This is a genomic window from Amycolatopsis sp. NPDC051371, from assembly GCF_040682155.1.
Classification (GTDB): Bacteria; Actinomycetota; Actinomycetes; order Mycobacteriales; family Pseudonocardiaceae; genus Amycolatopsis.
In genome coordinates this window covers 18,768-39,756 of sequence record NZ_JBFBAG010000036.1, presented here as the reverse complement: position 1 = coordinate 39,756, position 20,989 = coordinate 18,768, and the positions used below count along the sequence as shown (strand labels likewise).

Here is a 20,989-nt window from a genome sequence, read left to right as displayed (position 1 = left end):
CATGGCAGCTGTCAGTTACGAACAGGCGTCGCGGATCTACCCCGGTGCGCACGCGGTGAAGGCGGTCGACCGGTTCGACCTCACGGTGCCGGACGGCGAGTTCCTGGTCTTGGTCGGGCCGTCGGGCTCGGGCAAGTCGACGGCGCTGCGGATGCTCGCGGGGCTGGAGGACATCGACGAGGGCGCCATCCACATCGGCGACCGCGACGTCACCAACCTGCCGCCGAAGGATCGGGACATCGCGATGGTGTTCCAGTCCTACGCGCTGTACCCGCACATGACGGTGGCGGACAACATGGGCTTCGCGCTGAAGCTGCGCGGATTGTCCAAAGCGGACATCGACGCGAAGGTGGCCGAGGCCGCCAAGATGCTGGATCTCTCGAAGTTCCTGGACCGCAAGCCGAAGGCGTTGTCCGGCGGGCAGCGGCAGCGCGTCGCGATGGGCCGGGCGATCGTGCGCGAGCCGAGCGTGTTCCTGATGGACGAGCCGCTGTCCAACCTGGACGCGAAGCTGCGGGTGGAGACCCGCGCGAACATCGCGAAGCTGCAGCAGCGCCTGGGCACGACGACCATCTACGTCACGCACGACCAGGTCGAGGCGATGACGATGGGCGACCGGGTGGCGGTGCTCAAGGACGGCGTCCTGCAGCAGTGCGCGTCCCCGCGGGAGCTGTACGAGAACCCGACGAACTCGTTCGTGGCCGGCTTCATCGGCTCCCCGGCGATGAACTTGGCGACGCTGCCGCTGACCGACTCCGGCGTTCGTCTGGGTGACGTCGACCTGCCGCTGCCGAGGTCGGTGCTGTCCGCCGCGGGGGACTTGCGTGAGGTGGTCTTCGGCGTCCGCCCGGAGTCGCTGGAGCTGGTGTCCGAGGGCGGCTTCGAGCTGGTGGTGGAGCTGGTCGAGGAACTGGGCGCGGACGCGTACCTGCACGGCAAGGTGGGCGACGACCGCTTCGTCGTCCGTGTCGACGGCCGCACGCCGCCCCGGATGGGCGACAACGTCCGGGTGGGCTTGCGCGGCGAAGGCGAGACCCACGCCTTCAACCCGGAGACGACGCTCCGGCTCGGGTAGGCCCAGACCGGTCGTGAGTGAGAAACAGTGTTCTAACCCTGTGTGCTGTCTCAGGACCTCACAGACAGATATGTCTCAGGACTTCTCGGACAGTTTCTGGTTGGTGAGGCGTTGGTAGCGTACCGATCTGTCTAGCGTGAGCTGGCGGGCGACCGTGTCGTCGATCATGACGGTGACCCGGTCGCCTTGCCAGTAGACGGTGGCGGTGCGGTGGGCCCAGGCGCGGCCGAGGACGATGGAGCAGCCGGAGAACGCGATCACGCCGGTGGCCGAGACGGGTCGGGTGGCCATGCCGCTGTGCCGGCGAGGACCGGTGGCGGGAACGGCTTTAGGGCGGGCGTTGTAGCGCTGCTGGGGTGTCTGCCCTGTGAGGCTTTGGTGGCGGCGGTGGTTGTAGATCTGCCGGTATTCGTCGAGAAGTTTTTGCAGCTCGGCGAGGGTTTCGGCGGGTGGTCGGGCGGCGAGCCATTTCTGCAGGGTCTGGTGGGCGCGTTCGTCTTTGCCGCAGGTTTGGGGGTGGTGTGGGGTGGCGGCGATGCTGGTGATGCCCAGTTCGGCGAGGTGGCGTTCGAGTTCGACCATCCGGCCGCGGTGTTTGCCGGTGAAGGCCAGCCCGTTGTCCGACAGCAGCCGGACGGGCAGGCCGTGCCCGGCGAAGGCCTGTTGCAGCGCGGCCCAGGTGGCGGCGGTGGTTTCGCCGGTCGCGGCGTAGGTCCCGACGTCGAGGCGGGAGTGGTCGTCGAGGATCTGGATGATGCAGACTTTGGTGCCGTCGGCGAGGTAGTGCTCCATGTCGTCGATCTGCCAGCAGCCGTTGGGGTCGGTGTATTCGAACCTGCGTCGGGTTTTCGGTCTCTTGCGTGGCTGGGCCACGATCTGGCCGTGGTCGCGCAGGATGCGGTGGATCGAGGCGCGGGAGGGCAACGGCAGTTGCCCGGTGTCTTCGAGTCGCCAGCGGATGGAGATGGGGCCGTTGTCGAGGCCTTCGTCGGCGAGTTCTTTGCGGGCCCGCAGCACCGCCTCGGCCACCGGTGCGCCCAGAGCGGTCGGGTGGTGGTGTGGGGCGGTGCTGCGGCGGGTGAAGCCGTCGGCGCCTTCGGTGCGGAACCGGTTGAGGTATTTGTAGAAGGTGCCTCGGGATAGGCCGTGTTGGTGGCAGAACTGTGCCACGTTGATCTTCTCGCCGTGAGCGACCCGGGCGATCGCGGCGACGAACTCAGGATCCATCGAAAACCCTGCTCTGCCCATCGACGCATGATCACCACATAGGCCCTGGTCATTACGTCGACAGGCCGGTCAGTGTCCGCGATGTCCTGAGACATCAACTGTCGGCGATGTCCTGAGACTCAACACAGTGTTCTAACCCTGTTTCTCACTCACGACCAGCCGCGGCAGACTCACTCCTGCAGGGAGAGGGCCTGGCTGGGGCAGACGTGCACCGCTTCGCGGGCCTTCTCGACCAGCGCGCCCTCGGGCTCCTCGTTCAGGACGATGACCGTGCCGTCGTCCTCGCTCTGGTCGAACAGTTCGGGCTCGGTGAGCACGCACTGACCGGCGCCGACGCACTTGCCGGTGTCCGCGATGATCTTCATGGTTCTTCTCCTGTGGTGGGAGGGCCGTCCGGTCGATCTCTACCAGGTCACCGGCAGCCGGTACAGGCCGTAGATGTTCGCGTCGTCCTTGAACGGCAGATCGTCCACCGAAGCGCCCAGCGCCAGCGTCGGGATGCGCCGGAAGAGCGTGTCGAACACGATCTGCAGCTCCATCCGGGCCAGGTTCTGGCCGAGGCACTGGTGCGGCCCGAAGCCGAACGCGACGTGGTGGCGCGCGCCGCGCTCGATGTCCAGCTCGTCGGCGTTCTCGAACGCCCGCGGGTCGCGGTTCGCCGCGTAACCCAGCGCCAGCACGCCTTCCCCGGCGCGGATCAGCTGCCCGCCGACCTCGACGTCTTCGACGCACAGGCGTGCCGTGGCCGCGTCGACGATCGTCCAGTAGCGCAGCATTTCCTCGACGGCGTCGAGCGTCTTGCCCGGGTCGGCCTTGATCGCGGCGAGCTGCTCCGGGTTCTGCAGGAACGCCACCGTGGACAGCGAGATCATGTTCGCCGTCGTCTCGTGCCCGGCCACCAGCAGCAGGAACCCCGTCGCGGCCAGCGAAGCACGCCGGTAGGTGCCGTCTTCGCGGAGCTTGACGATCTGCCGCCCGAGCAGGTCGTCCGGCGGGTTCTCCTCCTTCTTCGCGATGAGGTCTTCCATGTAGCCGCGGATGGTGTCGAACGCCGCCCGCCGCTCCTCCGGCGTCGTCGAGCGCTTGATCAGCTTCGCCGTGTGCTCTTGGAAGAAGCCGTGGTCGGCGTACGGGACGCCGAGCATCTCGCAGATCACCAGCGACGGCACCGGCAGCGACAGCGCCTCGACCAGGTCGCCGGGCTTCGGCCCGGCCAGCAGCGCGTCGATCTGCCCGTCCACGATCTCCTGGATCCGCGGCCGCAGGGCCTCCATCCGGCGCACGGTGAACTCGCCGAGCACGGCCTTGCGGGCCGGCCCGTGCTCGGGCGCGTCCATGGTGATCATGGTGCGCTCGTCGCCCTGCCGGCGGAACCCGCCCTTGATCAGCTGCGGGAAGTCGGGGTGCTGCCGGTCGGCGCTGAACCGCCGGTCGTTCAGCACGGTCCGGACGTCTTCGTGCCGGGTGACCACCCAGGCCTGGCCGCCGTCGGGCAGCCGGACCCGCGTGACGGCGTCCTCCTCGCGGATCTCCTCGTACGCCGGCGGCGGCGAGAACGGGCACGTGCGCGTCATCGGGAATTCGTGCTTCTCGACAGTCGTCATGACTTCCCCCTTGTCACCAGGTCACGGGCAGGCAGTACAGGCCGAAGATCGACGAGTCGTGCTTGAACGGCAGCTGGTCGACCGGTGCGGCCAGCTTCAGCTCCGGGATGCGGCGGAAGAGCGTGTCGAAGACGATCTGCAGCTCCATCCGGGCCAGGTTCTGGCCGAGGCACTGGTGCGGGCCGAAGCCGAACGCGACGTGGTGGCGCGCGCCGCGCTCGAGGTCGAGCTCGTCGGCGTTCTCGAACGCGGCCTCGTCGCGGTTGCCGGAGTAGCTGAGGCCGAGCACGCCCTCGCCTTCGCGGATCAGCTGGCCGCCGATCTCGACGTCTTCGGTGGCGACGCGCGAGGTCGCGAACTCGGCGATCGTGAAGTACCGCAGCAGCTCCTCGACGGCGTCGAGCGTCTTGCCGGGGTCGTTCTTGATGAGCTCGAGCTGGTCCGGGTTCTCCAGCAGCGCGACGGTGCCGAGCGAGATCATGTTCGCCGTCGTCTCGTGGCCGGCGATGAGCAGCAGGAAGGCCAGGGACACGAGCGAGTCGTGGTCGGCTTCGCCGTGCTCTTCGCGCTGCTTGACGATCTGGCGGCCGAGCAGGTCGTCGGTCGGCTCGGCCTCCTTCTTGGCGACGAGCTGGTCGAGGTACTCCTGCAGCTCGTCGACGGCCTTGATCCGGGTGTCCTGCTCGACGTCCCGGTTGAGCAGGGTCGAGCTGCGGACCTGGAAGAACTCGTGGTCGCCGTAGGGCACGCCGAGCAGCTCGCAGATGACCAGCGACGGCACCGGCAGCGACAGCGCGGTGACCAGGTCGGCGGGCTTCGGGCCGGCCAGGATCGCGTCGATGTGCTCGTCGACGATCTGCTGGATGCGCGGCTCGAGGGCCTTCATCCGCCGGACGGTGAACTCGCCCACGACCTCGCGGCGGGCCGCGCCGTGCTGCGGCGGGTCCATGTTGATCAGCGACACGGTGAAGTTGGTCCGCCGCACCGGCCGGCCCTGCTTGGTCAGGAACGGGAAGCCGGGGTTGAACCGGTCGGAGCTGAACCGCGGGTCGGTGAGCATCTGCCGGACGTCCTCGAGCCGGGTGATCGCCCACGCCTCCTGGCCGGACTGCAGCTCGACGCGCTGGACCGGCCCCGCTTCGCGCAGCTTCTCGTACGCCGCCGGCGGGGCGAACGGGCAGGTGCGTTCGAGCGGGAAGACCTCGCCCTTCGTGGTGGGATCAGCGACTTCGGTCATTTCGGGCCCCCTAAAACGGACTAACAGTATGCGGAGGATTACATTCCGGTTCTGCAATCCAACGTACCGAAGTGGAGGGAAGTCGTCCACTAGCTAACGGGTGACTCGTTGCGGATCGAGTGTGTGGCCGCCTGACCATGCGAGAATCACTCCGCGCGATCCAGCGAGAGGCGAACGGCATGACGGCAGACCCCGAGACCCCCCTGCGGGCGGACGCGCGGCGCAACCGCGACCAGATCCTGGCCGCCGCGAGGACCATCTTCGCCGCCTCCGGTCCCGAGGTGCCGATGGAGGAGATCGCCCGCGCGGCCGGCGTCGGCGTCGGGACGCTGTACCGCCGGTTCCCGGACCGGGACGCGCTGGTCCGCGCGGTCGCGATGGACAACTTCGAGCGGGTGCTGATCGACGCGCGCGCGATCGCCGCCGAGGAGACGTCGTCGTGGCGGGCGCTGGAGCGGTTGCTGCGGCAGTCGGTCGAACTGCAGCTGGTCGTCCAGCTGGCGATGGTGTCGCACCGGGCGCTGGTGATCCTGAAGGGCGACCCGGAGGTCCGGCGCCTGCGGGACGAGATCCTGGTGGTCCTCGACGACTTCGTCCGCGGCGCCCAGGCCGAGGGCAAGCTGCGCCCGGACGTCGGCGCGGGCGACATCGCGATCCTGTTCGCGACGCTGCTCCGCCAGATGCGGGCGAAGGTGCCGGAGGTGGCCGAGATGGCGGCGCGCCGCTGCGTCGGCATCATGATCGACGGCCTCAGCGCGCGCCCGGGCACGGCGCTGCCGGGGCGCCCGATCACGGCGGAGGATCTGGACCCCGTCGACGAGCACAGCTGATTCTTTGGTTTCCGTGTTAGGGTTCCGCCTCGTTCTGCCGAATTCAGGTTGCGGGCGGGAAAATGCGACGAAGAATGCTGGCCGTGGTGTTGACGATTCCCTTCTTGGTGGTCGCAGGCTGCGGTGACGGCCCGGTCGGCGGCGCCGCGGCGCCGGCTGCCTCGGTTCCCGCCTCGACGACGGCGCCGAGCACGACGTCCGCGTCTGTTGCTTCGACCGCCCCGACGCCGTCTTCCCGTGCGCTGGTACCAACTCCGACGCCCCCGTCGACGACGCCGGTGCGCGGCTGCCGCAGTCCCGAGTTCACGACGTCCGACGCCGACGGGGGCTGGTTGGACGGTGGCTACTACGTCCACAACAACATGTGGAACGCGGACGAGGCGGGCCCGGAAACGCTGCGCGCGTGCGCGTACGACAACTGGTACGTCGAATCCACCCAACCCGATTCGACGTCGGTGAAAACCTATCCGAACGTGCACAAGGACATCAATGACCAGAATGGAAAACCGTTCAACGACTATTCGGTGATCAAGACGACGTTCGCCGGCCGCGGCCCGGGCGTGGGCATCTACGACGTGGCGTACGACCTGTGGCTGAACGGAGTGGGCGACGGGGCCGGCGTCAGCGAGTTGATGGTGTGGACGGAGAACCTGAAGCAGCAGCCCTCGGGCGACAAGCTGGCGACGTACACGGCGGGCGGAGCGACGTACGACGTCTGGGCGGACGACGACGGGTACGTGGCGTTCGTTTCGCGCGCGACGCAGTACTCGGGGAGTCTCGACCTGAAGGCGATGATCGCCTACGCGATCGGCAAGGGGCTGATCCCGCCCAATCCGACGGTCAACCAGATCGGGTACGGCATCGAGTTTTGTTCGACCGGTGGCGGCAAGGCGAGGTTCACGCTGACGGACTTCTCGGTGACGATGAGCTAGCGGTACCGCCGCCGAACGGAGAACGACGTCGCCGCGGCCAGCGCCGGCGTGAGAACGGCGATGACCGGTGTCGCGACAGTCATCCCGGATGGCAGCGGGGCTGTGCCCCCACGTCCGGCGGTCCCGAAAACGATCAGGCACCCGAGGACGTCGACGATGACTGCGCACCACCACATGGCGAGCACGAGGTTCCGGATCCCGGTGACGAACGACGGCGTCAGCTGTCCGGTGATGGCTCGTGAGCGCAGTGTCAGCGCACCGGCTCCCGAGAGCAGAAGGGCGAAGCCGCCCGCGCCGAGGAAGATGAAGCCGAAGTAGACGAGCGGATGGGTGTGCCGCGGCGCGGCCACACCCAGCCAGACCAGCACCACCCAGCTCAGCGGTGCGACCACCACGGAGGCGATCCCCGTCGGGAACGCGAGGGATCCACGGGTACCGGGGCGGGGAGTGGTCACTGCATCACGTGCCAGTCGGACTTGTCCTGCATCGCGCCGACGTTCGACTTGGACCACTCGCCGCCGAGGTCGTGCACCTTCTGCGCGATCGTGTTCTGCTCGGTCGAGATGGTGTTCACCAGCGACATCACCGAGACGATGGCCGTGGTCACCAGGCCGATGGCGACGCCGGCGGCGGTCGCGATCGCGGCGATCGCGGCCGGGATGCCGACGACGGTGCACGCCGCGGCGATCGCGCCGATCGCGCCGACCAGGAAGACGCCGCCGGCGACACCCATGGCCACCCAGAAGGTCTCGATGCCGTTCGCCAGGTTGTCCAGCGAGCTCCGCAGCTGGTTGGCGAGGTCCTTGACGGAGTTGAGTCCGCTCGCTTGAGGCGGAACGGTGGCTTTGTACGCTTCGGCGCCGCGTCCCTCCCAGTCCAGGTTGGCTTGGAGCTTGTCCAACGTGATGTCACCGGAGATGTCGCCGACCACGTTGCCGACCCGGTCCACCCAATCGGCTGCCACCTGGTGGAGCCGGTCGGGGCTGCCGGGCTGGTCGATCAGCTGGTTCACCCGGTCCCAGAACTCCTTCGCTTTCTGCTGCAGGAAAGCCATGCCCTGCTTGATCGGCTCGATCAGGTCGGACAGGAAGCCGGGGACCCAGCTCAGCGTGTCGTTGACCTTGTCGAGGAACTCCTGGATCTTTTGCGACAGCTGGTGAAAGGTGTCCGTGCTCTGCTGGATCGCCGTGCTCGTCAAGGGTTCGGGCCCCTCGCTGGATCAGTGACCGGACGCGCGCTGGACGCGCTGCTGGTGGGCGGCCTCGGTCTCGTCATACATGTCCGCGGCGTGCCGCAACGCTCCGGCGAGGTTGTGGAAGTTCTCCGCAGCCTGGCCGAGCATGGACATCAACGCGTTCTGGGCGTTCGCGTAGGTCTTGTCGATCCCCTTGTCGACGCCGAACATCATCACGTCGGCGGGCGTGAGGCCGAGGCCGCCGATGGCCTGCTTGGGCCCGTCGACCTCCTGTCCCGCCTGGTCCCATACGCCCGCGTCGGAGCGCAGGGCGGCGACCGCGGTCTTCAGGTCCATCGTGTTCGCGCTCCTGTCGATCGGTTCCGGCGGTCAGCCGGCCGGCATGCCCAGTCGGCGCATGAGCAGCCGCGGGTCTCGGGCCAGGTCGATGAGCTCCGTGATCGCCGTTCCCCGCGGGCCGGCCGCCAGTTCGCCCGGCGTACTCGCCGAGTGCAGCTCGCGGAGTACCTCGGTCAGCTCGCCGGCGATTTCCGTGTGCGGTACTCGCGCCGCCCACGAGGGGTCGATGGTCAGCGTCGTGAAGTGCCCCCGCTCGGCCGACCCGCTCACATGGCCGCCTGAGCTTTCCACCTGTGCCGGGCGATCGACGACGGCCGAGAGCTCTTGGGTGAAGCCTTTGAGTTCGACCGAGACGCTGTCGAGCAGTCTCTGAACGTCGGTGGTGGTCAGGGGCCTGCTCTCGCCACGGGCTTCGGGCGGCTGGTCGTGCGCGACGTCGATCTCGGTGTCTTCCACGCTTTTCGCGAGGGCGCGCATCACGGCCGCGTTGGCAGCTGTCAGCACAGCCTGATCGAGCACCCGCGGGTCGAGGGACCTGCGCCATTCCCGGGAGAGCCGGACCTCGACGATCTCCGCGGCGGCCGTGACGAGCACCTCGACCACGCCGTCCGGATCGGTTCCAGCGAGCGTCGGACCTTCTGTCTCGGGTTCCCCGGCTGGAACCGACGAAGGCTCGTCCCAGTTCTGGTACTCCTGCTCGAAAGCCCAGCGGTCGTCACCGTCCACCAGCGTCCCTCCCCGTGTCGCTGTGTGATCGGGACGTTACCACCGCGCCAAGTGGATGTCTTGCCACCGCCGTTCGGTCGTACAAGCGAGGGCTTCCCGCGCTTGCCGGAAGCCCTCGCCGGATCAGACGCCCAGCGGGTGCCAGACCGTCTTCGCCTCCAGGTACCTCCGCAGCCGCGTCAGGTCCGGCGCCGCGGTCCAGTCCGGTTCCGTCGAGGGGACTGTCAAAACTCGCTTCACCGTGTTCGCCGCTTCGCGCGCCAAGCTCGGGCGGTCCTCCGGGGCGGCTCCCGTCGGGTCCAGCGCATTCACGTCGCCGTGCGAGGCCAGCCACGACCCCAGCTCGGACGCGCGGCCCGTCAGGATGTTCGCCACTCCGCCCGGGACGTCCGACGTCGCCAGGACTTCCGACAGTGTGATCGCCGGCAACGGACGCTCCGCGCTCGAGACCACCACCGCCGTCGAGCCCGTCGCGAGGACCGGGGCCAAGACCTCGACCAGGCCCAGCAGGGACGACCCCTGCGGCGCCAGGATGCCCACCACGCCCGTCGGCTCCGGCATCGTGAACGAGAAGTACGGACCCGCCACCGGGTTGGCCGAACCCAAGACCGACGCGATCTTGTCCGTCCAACCCGCGTACCAGACCCAGCGATCGATTGCCGTGTCCACAAGGGACTCGGCCTTCTTCGCGGCCAGGCCCTCGGACGCCGAAACCTCCGCGATGAACTGGTCGCGGCGGCCTTCCAGCACCTCGGCCACCCGGTAGAGCACCTGGCCGCGGTTGTACGCCGTCGCCGCCGACCAGCCCGGGAACGCCTTGCGGGCCGCGACCACCGCGTCGCGGACGTCCTTGCGGGACGCGTGGGCCGCGTTCGCCAGGAACTTGCCCTTCGCGTCCGCCACCGGGTACACCCGGCCGGATTCCGAACGCGGGAACTTGCCGCCCACGTACAGCTTGTACGTCTTCGCGACGGAGATTCGGTCAGACATTCAGGTATGCCTCCAGCCCGGTGCGGCCGCCTTCGCGCCCGAAGCCGGATTCCTGGTAGCCGCCGAAGGGGGCGGTGGGGTCGAAGCGGTTGAAGGTGTTGGCCCAGACCACGCCGGCGCGCAGCTGGTTCGCCATCCACAGGATCCGGGAACCCTTTTCGGTCCAGATGCCGGCCGAAAGCCCGTACGGCGTGTTGTTCGCCTTCGCGACCGCCTCGTCCGGCGTGCGGAACGTCAGCACCGACAGCACCGGCCCGAAGATCTCCTCGCGCGCGATCCGCATCGACTGCTGGACGTTCGCGAACACCGTCGGGGCGAAGAAGAACCCGCGGTCCGGCACCGGGCACGGGCTGGTCCAGCGCTGCGCGCCCTCGGCGTCACCGGACTCGACGAGCCCCTGGATCTTCGCCAGCTGCTCGGCCGAGTTGATCGCGCCGACGTCGGTGTTCTTGTCCAGCGGGTCGCCGACACGCAGCGTCGAGACGCGGTAGCGCAGCTTCTCGAGCACCTCTTCGGCGATGGACTCCTGCACCAGCAGCCGCGAGCCCGCGCAGCAGACGTGGCCCTGGTTGAAGAAGATGCCGTTGACGATGCCTTCGATGGCCTGGTCGAGCGGCGCGTCCTCGAACACGATGTTCGCGGCCTTGCCGCCCAGCTCCAGCGTCAGCTTCTTCGGCGTGCCCGCGACCTCGCGCTGGATCGCCTTGCCCACCTCGGTCGAGCCGGTGAAGGCGATCTTGTCGATGTCCCCGTGCTCCACAATGGACGCACCGATGTCACCCGCGCCCGGCAGGATGTTGACGACGCCCGGCGGCAGCTCCGCCTGCTGGCAGATCTCGGCGAAGACCAACGCGGTCAACGGCGTCGTCTCGGCCGGCTTCAGCACGACGGTGTTGCCGGTGGCCAGCGCGGGCGCGATCTTCCACGCCAGCATGAGCAGCGGGAAGTTCCACGGGATGATCTGCCCCGCGACACCCAGCGGACGCGGATTCGGGCCGTAGCCCGCGTACTCCAGCTTGTCCGCCCAGCCGGCGTGGTAGAAGAAGTGCGCCGCCGCCGTCGGGATGTCGGAGTCGCGCGACTCCTTGATCGGCTTGCCGTTGTCGAGGCTCTCCAGCGCCGCCAGCTCGCGCGAGCGCTCCTGGATCAGCCGCGCGATGCGGAAGAGGTACTTGGCGCGCTCGGTGCCCGGCATCTTCGACCAGACGGTGTCGTACGCCTTGCGCGCGGCCTTGACCGCGGTGTCCACATCGGACTTCGACGCGGTGCCGACCTCGGCCAGTACCTCTTCGGTGGCCGGGTTGATCGTCTTGAGCGGCTCACCCGAGCCGTCGACGAACTCGCCGTTGACGAACGGCTTGTAGTGGTCCTTCAGGTTCGCGATGGCGCGCGACTCCGGCGCCGGTGCGTACTCGAAAACAGGCATCAGTCCACCGTCACGTAGTCGGGGCCGCTGTAGTGGCCGTCCACCTGGGTGCGGCGCTGCAGCAGCAGGTCGTTGAGCAGGCTGGACGCGCCGAAGCGGAACAGGTCCGGGACCAGCCACTGCTCGCCGGCGACCTCGTGCACGGCGACGAGGTACTTGATCGCGTCCTTCGTGGTCCGGATGCCGCCGGCGGGCTTGACGCCGCGCAGCTCGCCGGTCTGCGCGTGCCAGTCGTGGACGGCCTGCAGCATGATGTGGGTGACCGGCAGCGTCGCGGCGGGGGACACCTTGCCGGTCGACGTCTTGATGAAGTCACCGCCGGCCAGCAGCGCCAGCCACGACGCGCGCCGCACGTTGTCGTAGGTCGCCAGCTCGCCGGTCTCGAGGATGACCTTGAGGTGGGCGTCGCCGCAGGCGGCCTTGATCGCCTGGATCTCCTCGAAGACGTCCATGTAGCGGCCCTCGAGGAAGGCGCCGCGGTCGATCACCATGTCGACTTCGTGCGCGCCGGCGTCGACGGCGATCTTGGTGTCGGCCAGCTTGATCTCGCGGCTCGTGCGTCCGGCAGGGAAGCCGGTGGCGACGCTCGCGACGTGCACCCCGCTGCCCTTGAGCGCTTCGACGGCGGTGGCGACCATGTCCGGGTACACGCAGACGGCGGCGACGCGCGGGGTGTCCTGGCGTTCGGGATCGGGGCGGACGGCCTTCGCGGCGAGCGCCCGGACCTTGCCGTGGGTGTCGGCGCCCTCCAGCGTGGTCAGGTCGACCATGGAGATGGCGGTGTCGATGGCCCACCGCTTGGCGTCCTTCTTGATGCTGCGCGTGCCGAGGCCCGCCGCGCGCTGCTCGACGCCGACCTGGTCGACACCGGGCAGCCCGAGCAGGAAGCGGCGCAGGCTCGCGTCGTCGCGAGTCGCGTCCACCAGCGGTGCCGGGGTGGCCGGCGCCGCTGACGTGCTGGTCGTGGCTGTCATGGGCCTGAGTCTAGGCGGCGGGTCCGACAGTGCGAGGGGTCCGGAGGTGGGTCACCCGGTGTGACGTTGTTGACGTGTTGTGTCACGTCGGCGCTTTCCAGTCGAGGAATGTCGCCACGACTGTGGTTCTATTTCCTTGACGGTATGCGTTGGGAGCCGAGATGACTGCTCTGCCTGACTGGATGGACCTTCCGGTCACCGGCTTGAGTGCCGACGATTACGATGCGTTGCCGGAAGAAATCTGCCGGCGTATCGAGATCGTCGATGGAGCCATCCTCGTGAACCCGTCCCCGCGCCGCTCTCACCAGAACTTCGCGCGGCGCTTGGCCCAGGCCTTCGAGGATGCCTGCGGGCCGGAGCTCGAGGTCTCGACCGACGTCGACCTCCGGCTGCGCGATCTGCCGCTGCTCAACCGGCGGCCGGACATCGTCGTGTACGACTCCTCGCTGCCCGATGAAATCGTGCTGAGGCCGGAGTACTGCGCACTCGTCGTCGAGGTCATGTCGCCGGGTTCGGTCACCGCTGACCAGATCGACAAGCCCGGCGAGTACGCCGCCGGCGGTATCCAGCACTTCTGGCGCGTCGAGAACACCGACGATCCTGAAAAGCTTCGCGTGTTCCGCTACCTGCTCGACCCCACGACCAGGACCTACGTGCCGGCCGCCGTACATGACGGGCCGTTCACCGTGACCGACCCCTTCACGGTGAACGTCGACCTTGCCGAGCTGCTCTAGGTGTGATGTCCAGGGAGGTTGGTCAGCCGGGTGATGGGTGGCTTGCCTCCGACGGATGAGTGGGGTCGGTGGTGATTGTAGAAGTGCAGCCACCCCGGTAGCGCCGCGCGCCGCAAGGTTTCGGACGGGTAAAAGCAGACGTAAGCCCAGCCCTCGGCCAGGGTGCGATGGAACCGTCCGATCTTGCCGTTGGTCTGCGGCCGGTAAGGCCGGGTCCGTTTCGGAATGATCCCCAGCTCGGCGCAGGTGTCACGCCAGGCGTGGGAGCGGTAGGCCGACCCATTGTCCCACAGGACCCGTTCGACGGTGACGCCGAGATCGGCGAACCACGCGACCGCTCGCTTCAGCACCGCGGTGGCGGTGACCGCGGTTTCGTCGGCGTGGATCTCGGCGTAGGCGACGCGGGAGTGGTCGTCGATGACGGTGTGGATGAAGGCGGTGCCGGTGCGTGGGTTGCGGTCAGCGCCGTCGGGCAGGCCGGGAGTAGCGCGTTTGTTGCGGGCTCCCTGCTGCCGGCCGAGGTATCGGTGGCCGCCGCCGTCGGGGATGTTGCCGAACTTGGTGACATCGACGTGGATCATCGAGCCGGGGTGGTCGTGTTCGTAGCGGCGTAGTGGTTCGCCGGTGACCCGGTCGACGCGGGAGAGGCGGTTGATCCGGCAGCGCACCAGCACCGCGTGCACTGTGGATGCGGGCAGGCCGAGCCGTCCGCCGATCTGGACCGGGCCCAGCCGTTTGCGCCACCGCAGCCGCACGATCGCCCGCATCAGGTGTTCGGGCGTGCGGGCTGGGCTGCGGTGTGGGCGTGAGCTGCGATCAGCCATGCCGGCGGGGCCTTCGGTGCGATAGCGCTGTGCCCACTTCGCGGCGGTTTTGGTGGCGACCATGAACATCTTCGCCGCTGCTGCGCAGGTCCAGCCTTGTTCGACGATCAGGCGGGCGAGTCGTAGCCGGGTGCGTGGGGTGAGGGTGGCGTTAGGGTGGGACACGAAGGCCTCCGGTGGGTGATGTGGTTCCTAGACAGCTCCACTTCACATCCGGAGGCCTTCACCTGTCTGCACGACAGGCCGTCACCGGTCACCGCAATCCGGGACAACGTCCCTGGACATCACATCTAGGCCCCTTCGATCTGCGGCGGTTCCGACCGCTGAGCCGGCTTCCGGTACACCACGACCCCACCCCAGAACCCCAGCCCGTTGATCTTCACCGTCGGTGCCGTCGGCGGTGCGGGCGGCGCCCCCGACTTGTCCTCCAGCATGAACCCGCCCATGAACCCGATGCCCGTCACGTCGACGTTGATGTCGTCCGGGACCGTGATCGTGATGCCGCCCATGATCGCGATCGCCGTGATCGTGCACTGGCGGTCCGCGAACCGGGCCTGGCGCAGGTCGATCTCGGCGCCGCCCCAGAAGGCGAAGCTCGTGTGCTGCGGGGGCAGGACCCAGCTGCCCTTGCGGACCGCGCCGGACATGACGCCGATCGACACCGGGGAGCCCGGGTGGCCGCCGATGCGCTGGTCCGGGAAGCCGAGCGCCCGCGTCATCGCCGGCTCGATCGCCGCCGACGTCGACGGGAGGTCGGCCGTCACCGGCTTGAGCTCTCCTACCATTTTCGCCGCGTACACCGTCGTGAGCCGCTCTTCCAGCTCGTTCACGGTGATTCGCCCTTCCGAGAGGGCGTTGTGCAGCACCTGCGCGACGCGCTCACGGTCGGCGTCGGAAGCCCGCATCTGGTCGGGCGTCAGTTCGCTCACCCGGCGGAGCTTAGCGGCGAAAACCACCCTGCGTGTCCATCTTCTGGAGGACACTGGGCCGATGGTCGAATTCCCTGACGGCATCCAGGTCCGAGGGCGCGGGCTGGGTCGCCCGCGGCCCGACGAACCGGAGCCGGACTTCGGGCTCTACCTGGGGACGAGCCGGCTGCGGCGCAAGCACGGCGGGGGCATCACCTGGCCGCACGAATGGATCACCTGGCCGGACTTCCTGCTGCCCACCAAGCCCGCGGAAGCACGCCGGAAGATCAGGGACCTCCACGAACGAGCCAAGACTCAAACCGTCGAAGTCGCCTGCTACGGCGGCGCCGGGCGGACCGGCACGGTGATGGCCTGCCTGGCGATCCTCTCCGGCGTCCCGGCCGAGGAAGCCGTCGCCTGGGTTCGGGAGCACTACAACGAACGCGCCGTCGAAACGCCCTGGCAGCGCGGCTGGGTGAAAAGGTTCGCGGGACGGCTAGATTGACCCGCATGGATGTGCACGTCGTCGATCACCCCCTCGCGAAGGCCCGGCTCTCCACGATGCGCGACGCCCGCACGGACAGCGCCGCGTTCCGGGCCGCGCTGCACGAGCTGACCGTCATGCTGGTCTACGAAGCCACGCGCGACGTGCCGGTCAAGACCGAGCGGATCCACACGCCGGTCGCGCGCACCGAGGGCTACAAGCTGGCCAAGCCGCCGCTGCTCGTCCCGGTCCTGCGGGCCGGGCTGGGCATGGCCGACCAGGCGCACAAGCTGATCCCCGACGCGCAGATGGGCTTCGTCGGCCTCGCGCGCGACGAGGAGACGCTGAAGCCGACGCCGTACCTCGAATCGCTGCCCGAGTCGCTCGCCGACCGGCCGGTCATGGTGCTCGACCCGATGCTCGCCACCGGCGGCTCGATGGAGTACACGATCCGGCTGCTCACCGACCGCGGCGCCGATGACGTCACGGCCATCTGCGCCCTGGCCGCGCCGGAAGGCTTGGCGCACCTGGAAAAGACCGGCCTGCCGGTCCGCGTCGTCACCGCCAGCATCGACGAGCGCCTCAACGACTCGGGCTTCATCGTCCCGGGCCTCGGCGACGCCGGTGACCGCCAATACGGCGCCGTCTGAAGCCTTGCCCCTCCTGAAGTGGCGGTGGGTGGCCGTCGCCGGCGCGTCGGTCGCGGTCGTCACGGCCGGGCTGCTGTGGCTGCTGCTGGGCTGGTCCGGGTCGCCGGAAGCGCCGGTGCGCATCGACGCCGTCAAGACGGCGTTCGGCATCGGCGCGGGCGCCGGCGGCGTCTTCGCGCTGTGGCTGGCGACGCGCCGCCAGCGCACGATGGAGCTGCAGCTCGCCGAGACGACCCGCGTCGCGGGCGTGACCGAACGCGATCTCGAGGAGCGGCGGGTCACCGAGCTGTACACGAAGGCCGTCGAGCAGCTCGGCAGCGACAAGGCGCCGGTGCGGCTCGGCGGGCTCTACGCGCTGGAACGGCTCGGGCAGGACAACCCGAAACAGCGCCAGACGATCGTGAACGTGCTGTGCGCCTACCTGCGGATGCCGTTCAAGGCCCCCGTCGTCGGACTCAAGGGCAGTGCGGCACGTGACCTGGCCGACGACCCCGGGGAGGGTGAACTCCTCGTCCGGCTGGCCGTGCAGGAGCTGCTCAAGACGCATCTGAGCCACAACGCGGCGGGCTACTGGCCGGGGATGTCGATCGACCTGCAGCGAGCCACTCTCGTCGACTTCCGGCTGAGCGGCTGCACCTTGGCCGCCGCCGACTTCAGCCGCGCGAGGTTCGTCGGTCAGCTCCACATCCGCGGTACGCACTTCACCGGCCAGGTGGGGTTCTACGGCACGGAGTTCCGCGACATCGTGAACTTCGACCGGTCGGTCTTCGAGGAAGGCGCTTTCTTCTCCCGGGCGCACTTCGCCGGCAGCGTCCGCTTCACCCGGATCCGATCCGGGGGCCGGTTCGAGTTTTCGCGCACGGTCTTCGAAGAGGGAGCCGACTTCGAGGGCGGCGAACACCAGGAACTCGACCTGACCGACGCGCAGTTCCCTCAGGACGGCACCAAGTAGAGCTCCTGCTTCCCGAGCGTCGGCGCGTCGAGCGTCCAGTGCGCGAGGGCGTCCGGCGGCGGGCTCGGCAGCCGGCGCAGCACCAGGTCGGGACGCCGCGGCCGGACGTCGAAGTCGAAGAACGCGTAGTCCACCCGCAGCGCCGCGCGGACCCACCGGTCACCGGCGCCGCGGGCGTCGATGGCCGCCGGCAGCAGTCCGCGGTCGGCGAAGACGTCGACGATCGCGCACCCGCACGTGTAGGCCAGCACGCCGATCTCCCCGGCGCTGCCGACGACGCGTGACCCGGCCAGCGCGTGCAGGTCGCGGCCGATCTCGGCGTACTTCGCCGTCGAGGCGTAGTTGGACGTCAGCGGCGCGAACTCCCGGGGCAGTCCCGGCGCCGCGTACGCGATCACGCTCGCGCCCACCACCGCGAGGACCACGCCGGTTGCGAGCCGCCCCGAAAGCCACGCGCAGGCGAAGATCGTCGCCGTCGTGATCCCCGGGCCGTAGTACCAGTGGTAGGGCGGGACGGTCAGCAGCACGTACGCGAAGTGGTAGACCGCGCCGCCCAGGGCCAGGAGCGCGAACGGCCGCAGTGCGGGTGACCGCCGGAAGGCGAAGGGCACCGCCAAGAGCGGCAAGAACGACAGCGCCGCCGTCCACGGCGAGGTCCGCGCGTAGAAAAGCGGGCCGTTGGCGAAGGTCCAGTCGCCCCAGGTTCGTTGCGCGCCCTGCAGCGTCTTGATCACGAAGGTGTCGGGCACCGCTGCGCCGAGCACGACCCAGCTGAAGGCGAACCACGGCAGGGCGACCAGCGCGGCGCCGAGCAAGGCCCGTCCGGAACGCAGTGAGAAGCCCAGGACGACGGCGAAGATCAGCAGGTCCAGCCGTACGAGCGCGAGTGCGCCGGCGGTCAGCCCGAAGGCGAGCGGCCGCCGTTCGGCGGCGAACACCGCCAGCCACGCGAGCACCGCGGCGCCCAGCGCGACCTCCAGCCCGATCGACGAGAGCAGCAGCGGGTTCACGGTCAGTGCCGCGAACGCGAGCACCGGGAACCAGCGCGGCAACGCCGTGCCGAGCCGGCGCAGGGCCAGGACGAGCGCGACCTGGCACAGCACGTACAGCACGCCGGCCGCGACGACGGCGTCGCGCACCACGAAGGTCAAGGCGGCCAGGGCGAGGACGTTCGCCGGTGACGTCGCCGAGTTCGACGTCGCGTCGGCCAGCAGCCCCCAGTGCCCGTGGAACGCGAGGTTGCGCGCGTAGGCGAGCGTGATGAACGTGTCGTCGACGAGGTGCGGCCGGGCCAGCAGGAACACCACCGCCGACACGCACGCGACCGCCGCGGGAAGGCGCCAAGGCCGGGTCTGCTTGTCCGTGGTCCGGACCTGCTCGATGATCACGAGGGGAAGTGGCCGTCCGGTTCGCGAAAGTTGCGCGCAACATCCCGGCCGGTGCCGGCCACTGAAGGGTGTGACAAGCCATGCGACGGGGGCGCCGGTGGATGATCGGGCACTGTGGGACAAGGCTTCCGGGGGTGACGAAGCAGCCTTCAGTGAGCTGTTCGAGCGGCACGCCGAAGCCGTCTGGAACCACGCCTACCGGCTGACCGGCTCGTGGTCCGCCGCCGAGGACCTCACCTCGAACACCTTCCTCATCGCCTGGCGCCGCCGCGCCGACGTCACGCTGGTGCGGGACAGCGCCCTGCCGTGGCTCTACACGGTGGCCGGCAACGCCGCCCGCGACGAACACCGCGGCGCGAGACGGCGGCTGCGGCTGATCCGCAAGATCCCGGAGCCGCCGGTGGTGTCCGACCACGCCGACGCGGTGGCCGAGCAGCTCGACGGCGAGCGGCGGCTGCGCGAGGTCGTCCAAGCCGTGCGGACGCTGCCGAAGTCGCAGCGCGCCGTCGTCGAGCTGTGCCTGCTCGGGGACCTGAGCGTCGCCGACGCGGCCGCGTTGCTGGCCGTCGCCGAGGTCACCGTCCGCGCCCACCTGTCCCGGGCGCGCGCCCGGCTGCGCACGCTGCTGGAGGAGAAATGAGCGACGACCTCCGAGGGCTCCCGCCGCGGCGCGCACTGCCGGAGGACGTCCGTGACCGGCTGCGCGCGGAGGTCCGCGCCGGAATCGGGAAACCCCGGCGGCCCCGGCAGGTCTGGTACGTCGCCGCGGCGGCCGTCGTCGTGCTGGCCGCGGGCGCGGTCGTCGCGACGCAGGTGATCCGGCAGCCGGTCGCCACCCCCGGGCCGCCGCCGGACCCGGGAGACCACCTCACCCTCGACGCGAAGGTGGCGACGGCCGCGCTGGACCGCTGCTGGGCGGCCGTGGAGACGGCGGGCAAGACGGACCGCGTGCCGCCGCGCGAGGAGTGGGTCCCGCTGTTCACTGAGGTCTTGGGGCCGGAATCGGTGGTCGCGGCGACCGCCGCGGGCAAGCCGATGTTCTGCGACACCACGGAGACGACCGTGACGCTGTCGGACCCGGCGGCCACGCCCGCGTACGCGCCGGGCACGCGCACCGGGTTGCTGCTGCAGAGCCCGACCGGCGTGGTCGCCGGGGTCGTGGATCCTCGTGCGGCGACCGCCTTCCTCGGGTCGCGGACCGAGGCCGGGGACACCATGTCGCAGTCGATCCGCCCCTCTTCGGTCACCGGTCAGTTCATCGCGATGACCCGGACCGCCGTGTGGGCGACGACGCTCACCGTCGAAAGCCCTCCGGCACCGGGCGCGACCGTGCTGCCCCAGCCGCCACCCTGGCTGCTCATGGCGGTCGACCGGCCGGTCACCGCCGAGCGGACCTCACCCGCGGGCCGGGCGCTGGACGAGTGCCTGAACACCTCCGAAGAGGTGATTCCGGACGCGGCCGCGTACGTGCCGGGACCGCTGCTCGCAACCGGGGACTTCCGCGTGGTCATGGGGCGCCGGGGCGACCGGGTCGTGGTCTGTGAGACCCAGCCCGACTACTCGCGGCCGGCCTCGAGGTCTCGCGCGTTCCCCGACTTCGCCGGGCCGCAGACCCCGGCGGCGCGCACGTTGACCGTGGACACGCTGGGCGCGGTCGAGGCGGGCGCCCCGCGGGGGCACTCGCGGCACCCGTTCGTCGCGGCGCTGCCGCTGACGGCGACGAAGGCGACGATCGACTTCGGCATCGGGACGAGCGTCGAGGCCGACGTCGTCGACGGCATGGTCGCAGCCTGGGTCCCGGAGAACATCGACCTCTCCCCGGATGCGACGGTCCACGTGCGCGCGCGTGACTCGCTCAACCGGACCGTCTACGACGGTTCGTTGCGGCTGAGATGAGGCCGCAGCCAGCCGGAGGCGTTCGCGCGCAGGGCCGTTTCGTACGAGTCGGTCACGTCGAACTCCTCCGGCAGGTTGCCGGTCAGCTCGAGGGAGACGAGCCCGTGCACGAAGGCCCAGCAGCCGACCGCGACCGTCTCCGGCGGGACGTCGAGGAAGACGCCGTCGGCGATCGCGCGGCGGATGATCGCCTCCAGGGGTTCGAGGGTCTTGCGGGCCAGCTTTTCGGCGTCTTCGTTGGGCTCGAACCCGGGGACCGACCTGGTGAACATGATCCCGTACAGGTTCGGGTCGGCCAGCGCGCTGGCGCGGTAGGCGCTGCCGAGCGCGACGAGATCGCCGACCGGGTCGCCGGTCAGCACGGTGCTGGCCATCCGGGCACCGAAACGGCGAAAGCCCTCGGTGTACAGGGCGTTCACCAGATCGGGTTTGCTGCCGAAGAGGGAGTACACGGCGGTGGTCGACGTCCCGGCGTCGGCGGCCAGCTTCCGCAGGGAAAGCGCCTTCGGCCCGTCCGCGGCGATGAGCTCCCCGGCGCGGTCGAGGAGCTTCAGCCGGAGCGCTTCGTCGTGTGTCCGTGGTCGAGCCATCTACGCAG

Annotated in this window: 25 protein-coding genes; 9 read left to right on the top strand and 16 right to left on the bottom strand. The window is 69.4% G+C overall.

Features of this window, described 5'->3' with window-relative positions; genetic code table 11:
* The first annotated feature begins 1 nt into the window (after position 1).
* Positions 2-1,075: a sn-glycerol-3-phosphate ABC transporter ATP-binding protein UgpC gene (gene ugpC, locus AB0M59_RS36075; RefSeq protein ID WP_364624393.1), complete on the top strand. Its 1,074-nt coding sequence runs from the start codon at positions 2-4 to the stop codon at positions 1,073-1,075.
* 75 nt (positions 1,076-1,150) lie between these two features.
* On the opposite strand, the gene AB0M59_RS36070 is transcribed toward ugpC, so the two are convergent.
* From AB0M59_RS36070 to AB0M59_RS36055, 4 genes are all read right to left on the bottom strand, one after another.
* The gene (locus AB0M59_RS36070; protein ID WP_364624391.1) at positions 1,151-2,302 is read right to left on the bottom strand and encodes an IS481 family transposase; all 1,152 of its coding nucleotides are present in this window, start codon (positions 2,300-2,302) and stop codon (positions 1,151-1,153) included.
* A gap of 170 nt (positions 2,303-2,472) precedes the next feature.
* A complete protein-coding gene (locus AB0M59_RS36065; RefSeq protein ID WP_285482497.1) occupies positions 2,473-2,667 on the bottom strand; it encodes a ferredoxin in 195 nt (64 codons plus the stop codon).
* Positions 2,668-2,706: 39 nt separating this feature from the next.
* The gene (locus tag AB0M59_RS36060) at positions 2,707-3,906 is read right to left on the bottom strand and encodes a cytochrome P450 (protein WP_364624389.1); all 1,200 of its coding nucleotides are present in this window, start codon (positions 3,904-3,906) and stop codon (positions 2,707-2,709) included.
* 13 nt (positions 3,907-3,919) lie between these two features.
* Positions 3,920-5,143 carry a cytochrome P450 gene (locus AB0M59_RS36055; protein WP_364624387.1) on the bottom strand — a complete coding sequence of 408 codons (1,224 nt, stop codon included), beginning with the start codon at positions 5,141-5,143 and terminating at the stop codon, positions 3,920-3,922.
* Between the two features lie 179 nt (positions 5,144-5,322).
* On the opposite strand from AB0M59_RS36055, the gene AB0M59_RS36050 reads away from it, so the two are divergent.
* On the top strand, positions 5,323-5,973 hold the full coding sequence (locus tag AB0M59_RS36050) for a helix-turn-helix domain-containing protein (protein WP_364624385.1): 651 nt from the start codon (positions 5,323-5,325) through the stop codon (positions 5,971-5,973).
* A gap of 43 nt (positions 5,974-6,016) precedes the next feature.
* Here AB0M59_RS36050 and AB0M59_RS36045 read toward each other — a convergent pair whose 3' ends face one another.
* Entirely contained in the window at positions 6,017-6,280 is a 264-nt protein-coding gene (locus tag AB0M59_RS36045) for a hypothetical protein (protein ID WP_364624383.1), read from the bottom strand.
* Positions 6,281-6,305: 25 nt separating this feature from the next.
* Here AB0M59_RS36045 and AB0M59_RS36040 point away from each other — a divergent pair, with 25 nt between their 5' ends.
* Positions 6,306-6,905, top strand: a complete 600-nt coding sequence (locus tag AB0M59_RS36040) for a hypothetical protein (protein ID WP_364624381.1) — start codon at positions 6,306-6,308, stop codon at positions 6,903-6,905.
* Here AB0M59_RS36040 and AB0M59_RS36035 read toward each other — a convergent pair.
* From AB0M59_RS36035 to deoC, 7 genes are all read right to left on the bottom strand, one after another.
* Positions 6,902-7,300 (bottom strand): hypothetical protein, encoded by a 399-nt coding sequence (locus AB0M59_RS36035; RefSeq protein WP_364624379.1) that lies wholly within the window; start codon positions 7,298-7,300, stop codon positions 6,902-6,904. The genes AB0M59_RS36040 and AB0M59_RS36035 overlap by 4 nt on opposite strands.
* Positions 7,301-7,356: 56 nt before the next feature.
* The gene (locus tag AB0M59_RS36030; protein ID WP_364624377.1) at positions 7,357-8,103 is read right to left on the bottom strand and encodes a hypothetical protein; all 747 of its coding nucleotides are present in this window, start codon (positions 8,101-8,103) and stop codon (positions 7,357-7,359) included.
* A 21-nt stretch (positions 8,104-8,124) separates the two neighbouring features.
* Positions 8,125-8,436: a hypothetical protein gene (locus AB0M59_RS36025; protein ID WP_364624375.1), complete on the bottom strand. Its 312-nt coding sequence runs from the start codon at positions 8,434-8,436 to the stop codon at positions 8,125-8,127.
* A gap of 33 nt (positions 8,437-8,469) precedes the next feature.
* Positions 8,470-9,165 carry a YbaB/EbfC family nucleoid-associated protein gene (locus AB0M59_RS36020; protein WP_364624374.1) on the bottom strand — a complete coding sequence of 232 codons (696 nt, stop codon included), beginning with the start codon at positions 9,163-9,165 and terminating at the stop codon, positions 8,470-8,472.
* Positions 9,166-9,288: 123 nt separating this feature from the next.
* The gene (locus tag AB0M59_RS36015) at positions 9,289-10,155 is read right to left on the bottom strand and encodes an aldehyde dehydrogenase family protein (protein WP_364624372.1); all 867 of its coding nucleotides are present in this window, start codon (positions 10,153-10,155) and stop codon (positions 9,289-9,291) included.
* Entirely contained in the window at positions 10,148-11,581 is a 1,434-nt protein-coding gene (locus tag AB0M59_RS36010) for an aldehyde dehydrogenase family protein (protein ID WP_364624371.1), read from the bottom strand. Before AB0M59_RS36010 ends, AB0M59_RS36015 begins: the two co-directional genes overlap by 8 nt.
* The gene (deoC, locus tag AB0M59_RS36005) at positions 11,581-12,555 is read right to left on the bottom strand and encodes a deoxyribose-phosphate aldolase (protein ID WP_364624369.1); all 975 of its coding nucleotides are present in this window, start codon (positions 12,553-12,555) and stop codon (positions 11,581-11,583) included. The genes AB0M59_RS36010 and deoC overlap by 1 nt, the downstream gene beginning before the upstream one ends.
* 161 nt (positions 12,556-12,716) lie before the next feature.
* Here deoC and AB0M59_RS36000 point away from each other — a divergent pair, with 161 nt between their 5' ends.
* Complete coding sequence (locus AB0M59_RS36000) at positions 12,717-13,289, top strand: Uma2 family endonuclease (RefSeq protein WP_364624367.1); 573 nt, start codon at positions 12,717-12,719, stop codon at positions 13,287-13,289.
* Here AB0M59_RS36000 and AB0M59_RS35995 read toward each other — a convergent pair.
* Complete coding sequence (locus tag AB0M59_RS35995) at positions 13,286-14,278, bottom strand: IS481 family transposase (protein WP_364624365.1); 993 nt, start codon at positions 14,276-14,278, stop codon at positions 13,286-13,288. The genes AB0M59_RS36000 and AB0M59_RS35995 overlap by 4 nt on opposite strands.
* A 125-nt stretch (positions 14,279-14,403) precedes the next feature.
* Positions 14,404-15,018: a DUF1707 domain-containing protein gene (locus AB0M59_RS35990; protein ID WP_364624549.1), complete on the bottom strand. Its 615-nt coding sequence runs from the start codon at positions 15,016-15,018 to the stop codon at positions 14,404-14,406.
* Between the two features lie 85 nt (positions 15,019-15,103).
* Between AB0M59_RS35990 and AB0M59_RS35985 the strand changes: the two genes are divergently transcribed.
* The 3 genes from AB0M59_RS35985 to AB0M59_RS35975 are packed head-to-tail and all read left to right on the top strand — an operon-like array spanning position 15,104 to position 17,107.
* On the top strand, positions 15,104-15,526 hold the full coding sequence (locus AB0M59_RS35985) for a protein-tyrosine phosphatase family protein (protein WP_364624363.1): 423 nt from the start codon (positions 15,104-15,106) through the stop codon (positions 15,524-15,526).
* A 5-nt stretch (positions 15,527-15,531) separates the two neighbouring features.
* A complete protein-coding gene (upp, locus tag AB0M59_RS35980) occupies positions 15,532-16,155 on the top strand; it encodes a uracil phosphoribosyltransferase (protein ID WP_155549038.1) in 624 nt (207 codons plus the stop codon).
* Between the two features lie 4 nt (positions 16,156-16,159).
* Positions 16,160-17,107 (top strand): pentapeptide repeat-containing protein, encoded by a 948-nt coding sequence (locus tag AB0M59_RS35975; RefSeq protein WP_364624361.1) that lies wholly within the window; start codon positions 16,160-16,162, stop codon positions 17,105-17,107.
* Here the strand turns inward: AB0M59_RS35975 and AB0M59_RS35970 are convergent.
* The gene (locus AB0M59_RS35970) at positions 17,089-18,495 is read right to left on the bottom strand and encodes a hypothetical protein (RefSeq protein WP_364624359.1); all 1,407 of its coding nucleotides are present in this window, start codon (positions 18,493-18,495) and stop codon (positions 17,089-17,091) included. The genes AB0M59_RS35975 and AB0M59_RS35970 overlap by 19 nt on opposite strands.
* A gap of 70 nt (positions 18,496-18,565) precedes the next feature.
* Between AB0M59_RS35970 and AB0M59_RS35965 the strand changes: the two genes are divergently transcribed.
* Both AB0M59_RS35965 and AB0M59_RS35960 read left to right on the top strand, forming a co-directional pair.
* Positions 18,566-19,135: an RNA polymerase sigma factor gene (locus AB0M59_RS35965; protein WP_364624357.1), complete on the top strand. Its 570-nt coding sequence runs from the start codon at positions 18,566-18,568 to the stop codon at positions 19,133-19,135.
* Complete coding sequence (locus tag AB0M59_RS35960; RefSeq protein WP_364624355.1) at positions 19,132-20,391, top strand: hypothetical protein; 1,260 nt, start codon at positions 19,132-19,134, stop codon at positions 20,389-20,391. The genes AB0M59_RS35965 and AB0M59_RS35960 overlap by 4 nt, the downstream gene beginning before the upstream one ends.
* On the opposite strand, the gene AB0M59_RS35955 is transcribed toward AB0M59_RS35960, so the two are convergent.
* Positions 20,364-20,981 (bottom strand): TetR/AcrR family transcriptional regulator, encoded by a 618-nt coding sequence (locus AB0M59_RS35955; protein ID WP_364624353.1) that lies wholly within the window; start codon positions 20,979-20,981, stop codon positions 20,364-20,366. The genes AB0M59_RS35960 and AB0M59_RS35955 overlap by 28 nt on opposite strands.
* Between the last annotated feature and the right edge of the window lie 8 nt (positions 20,982-20,989).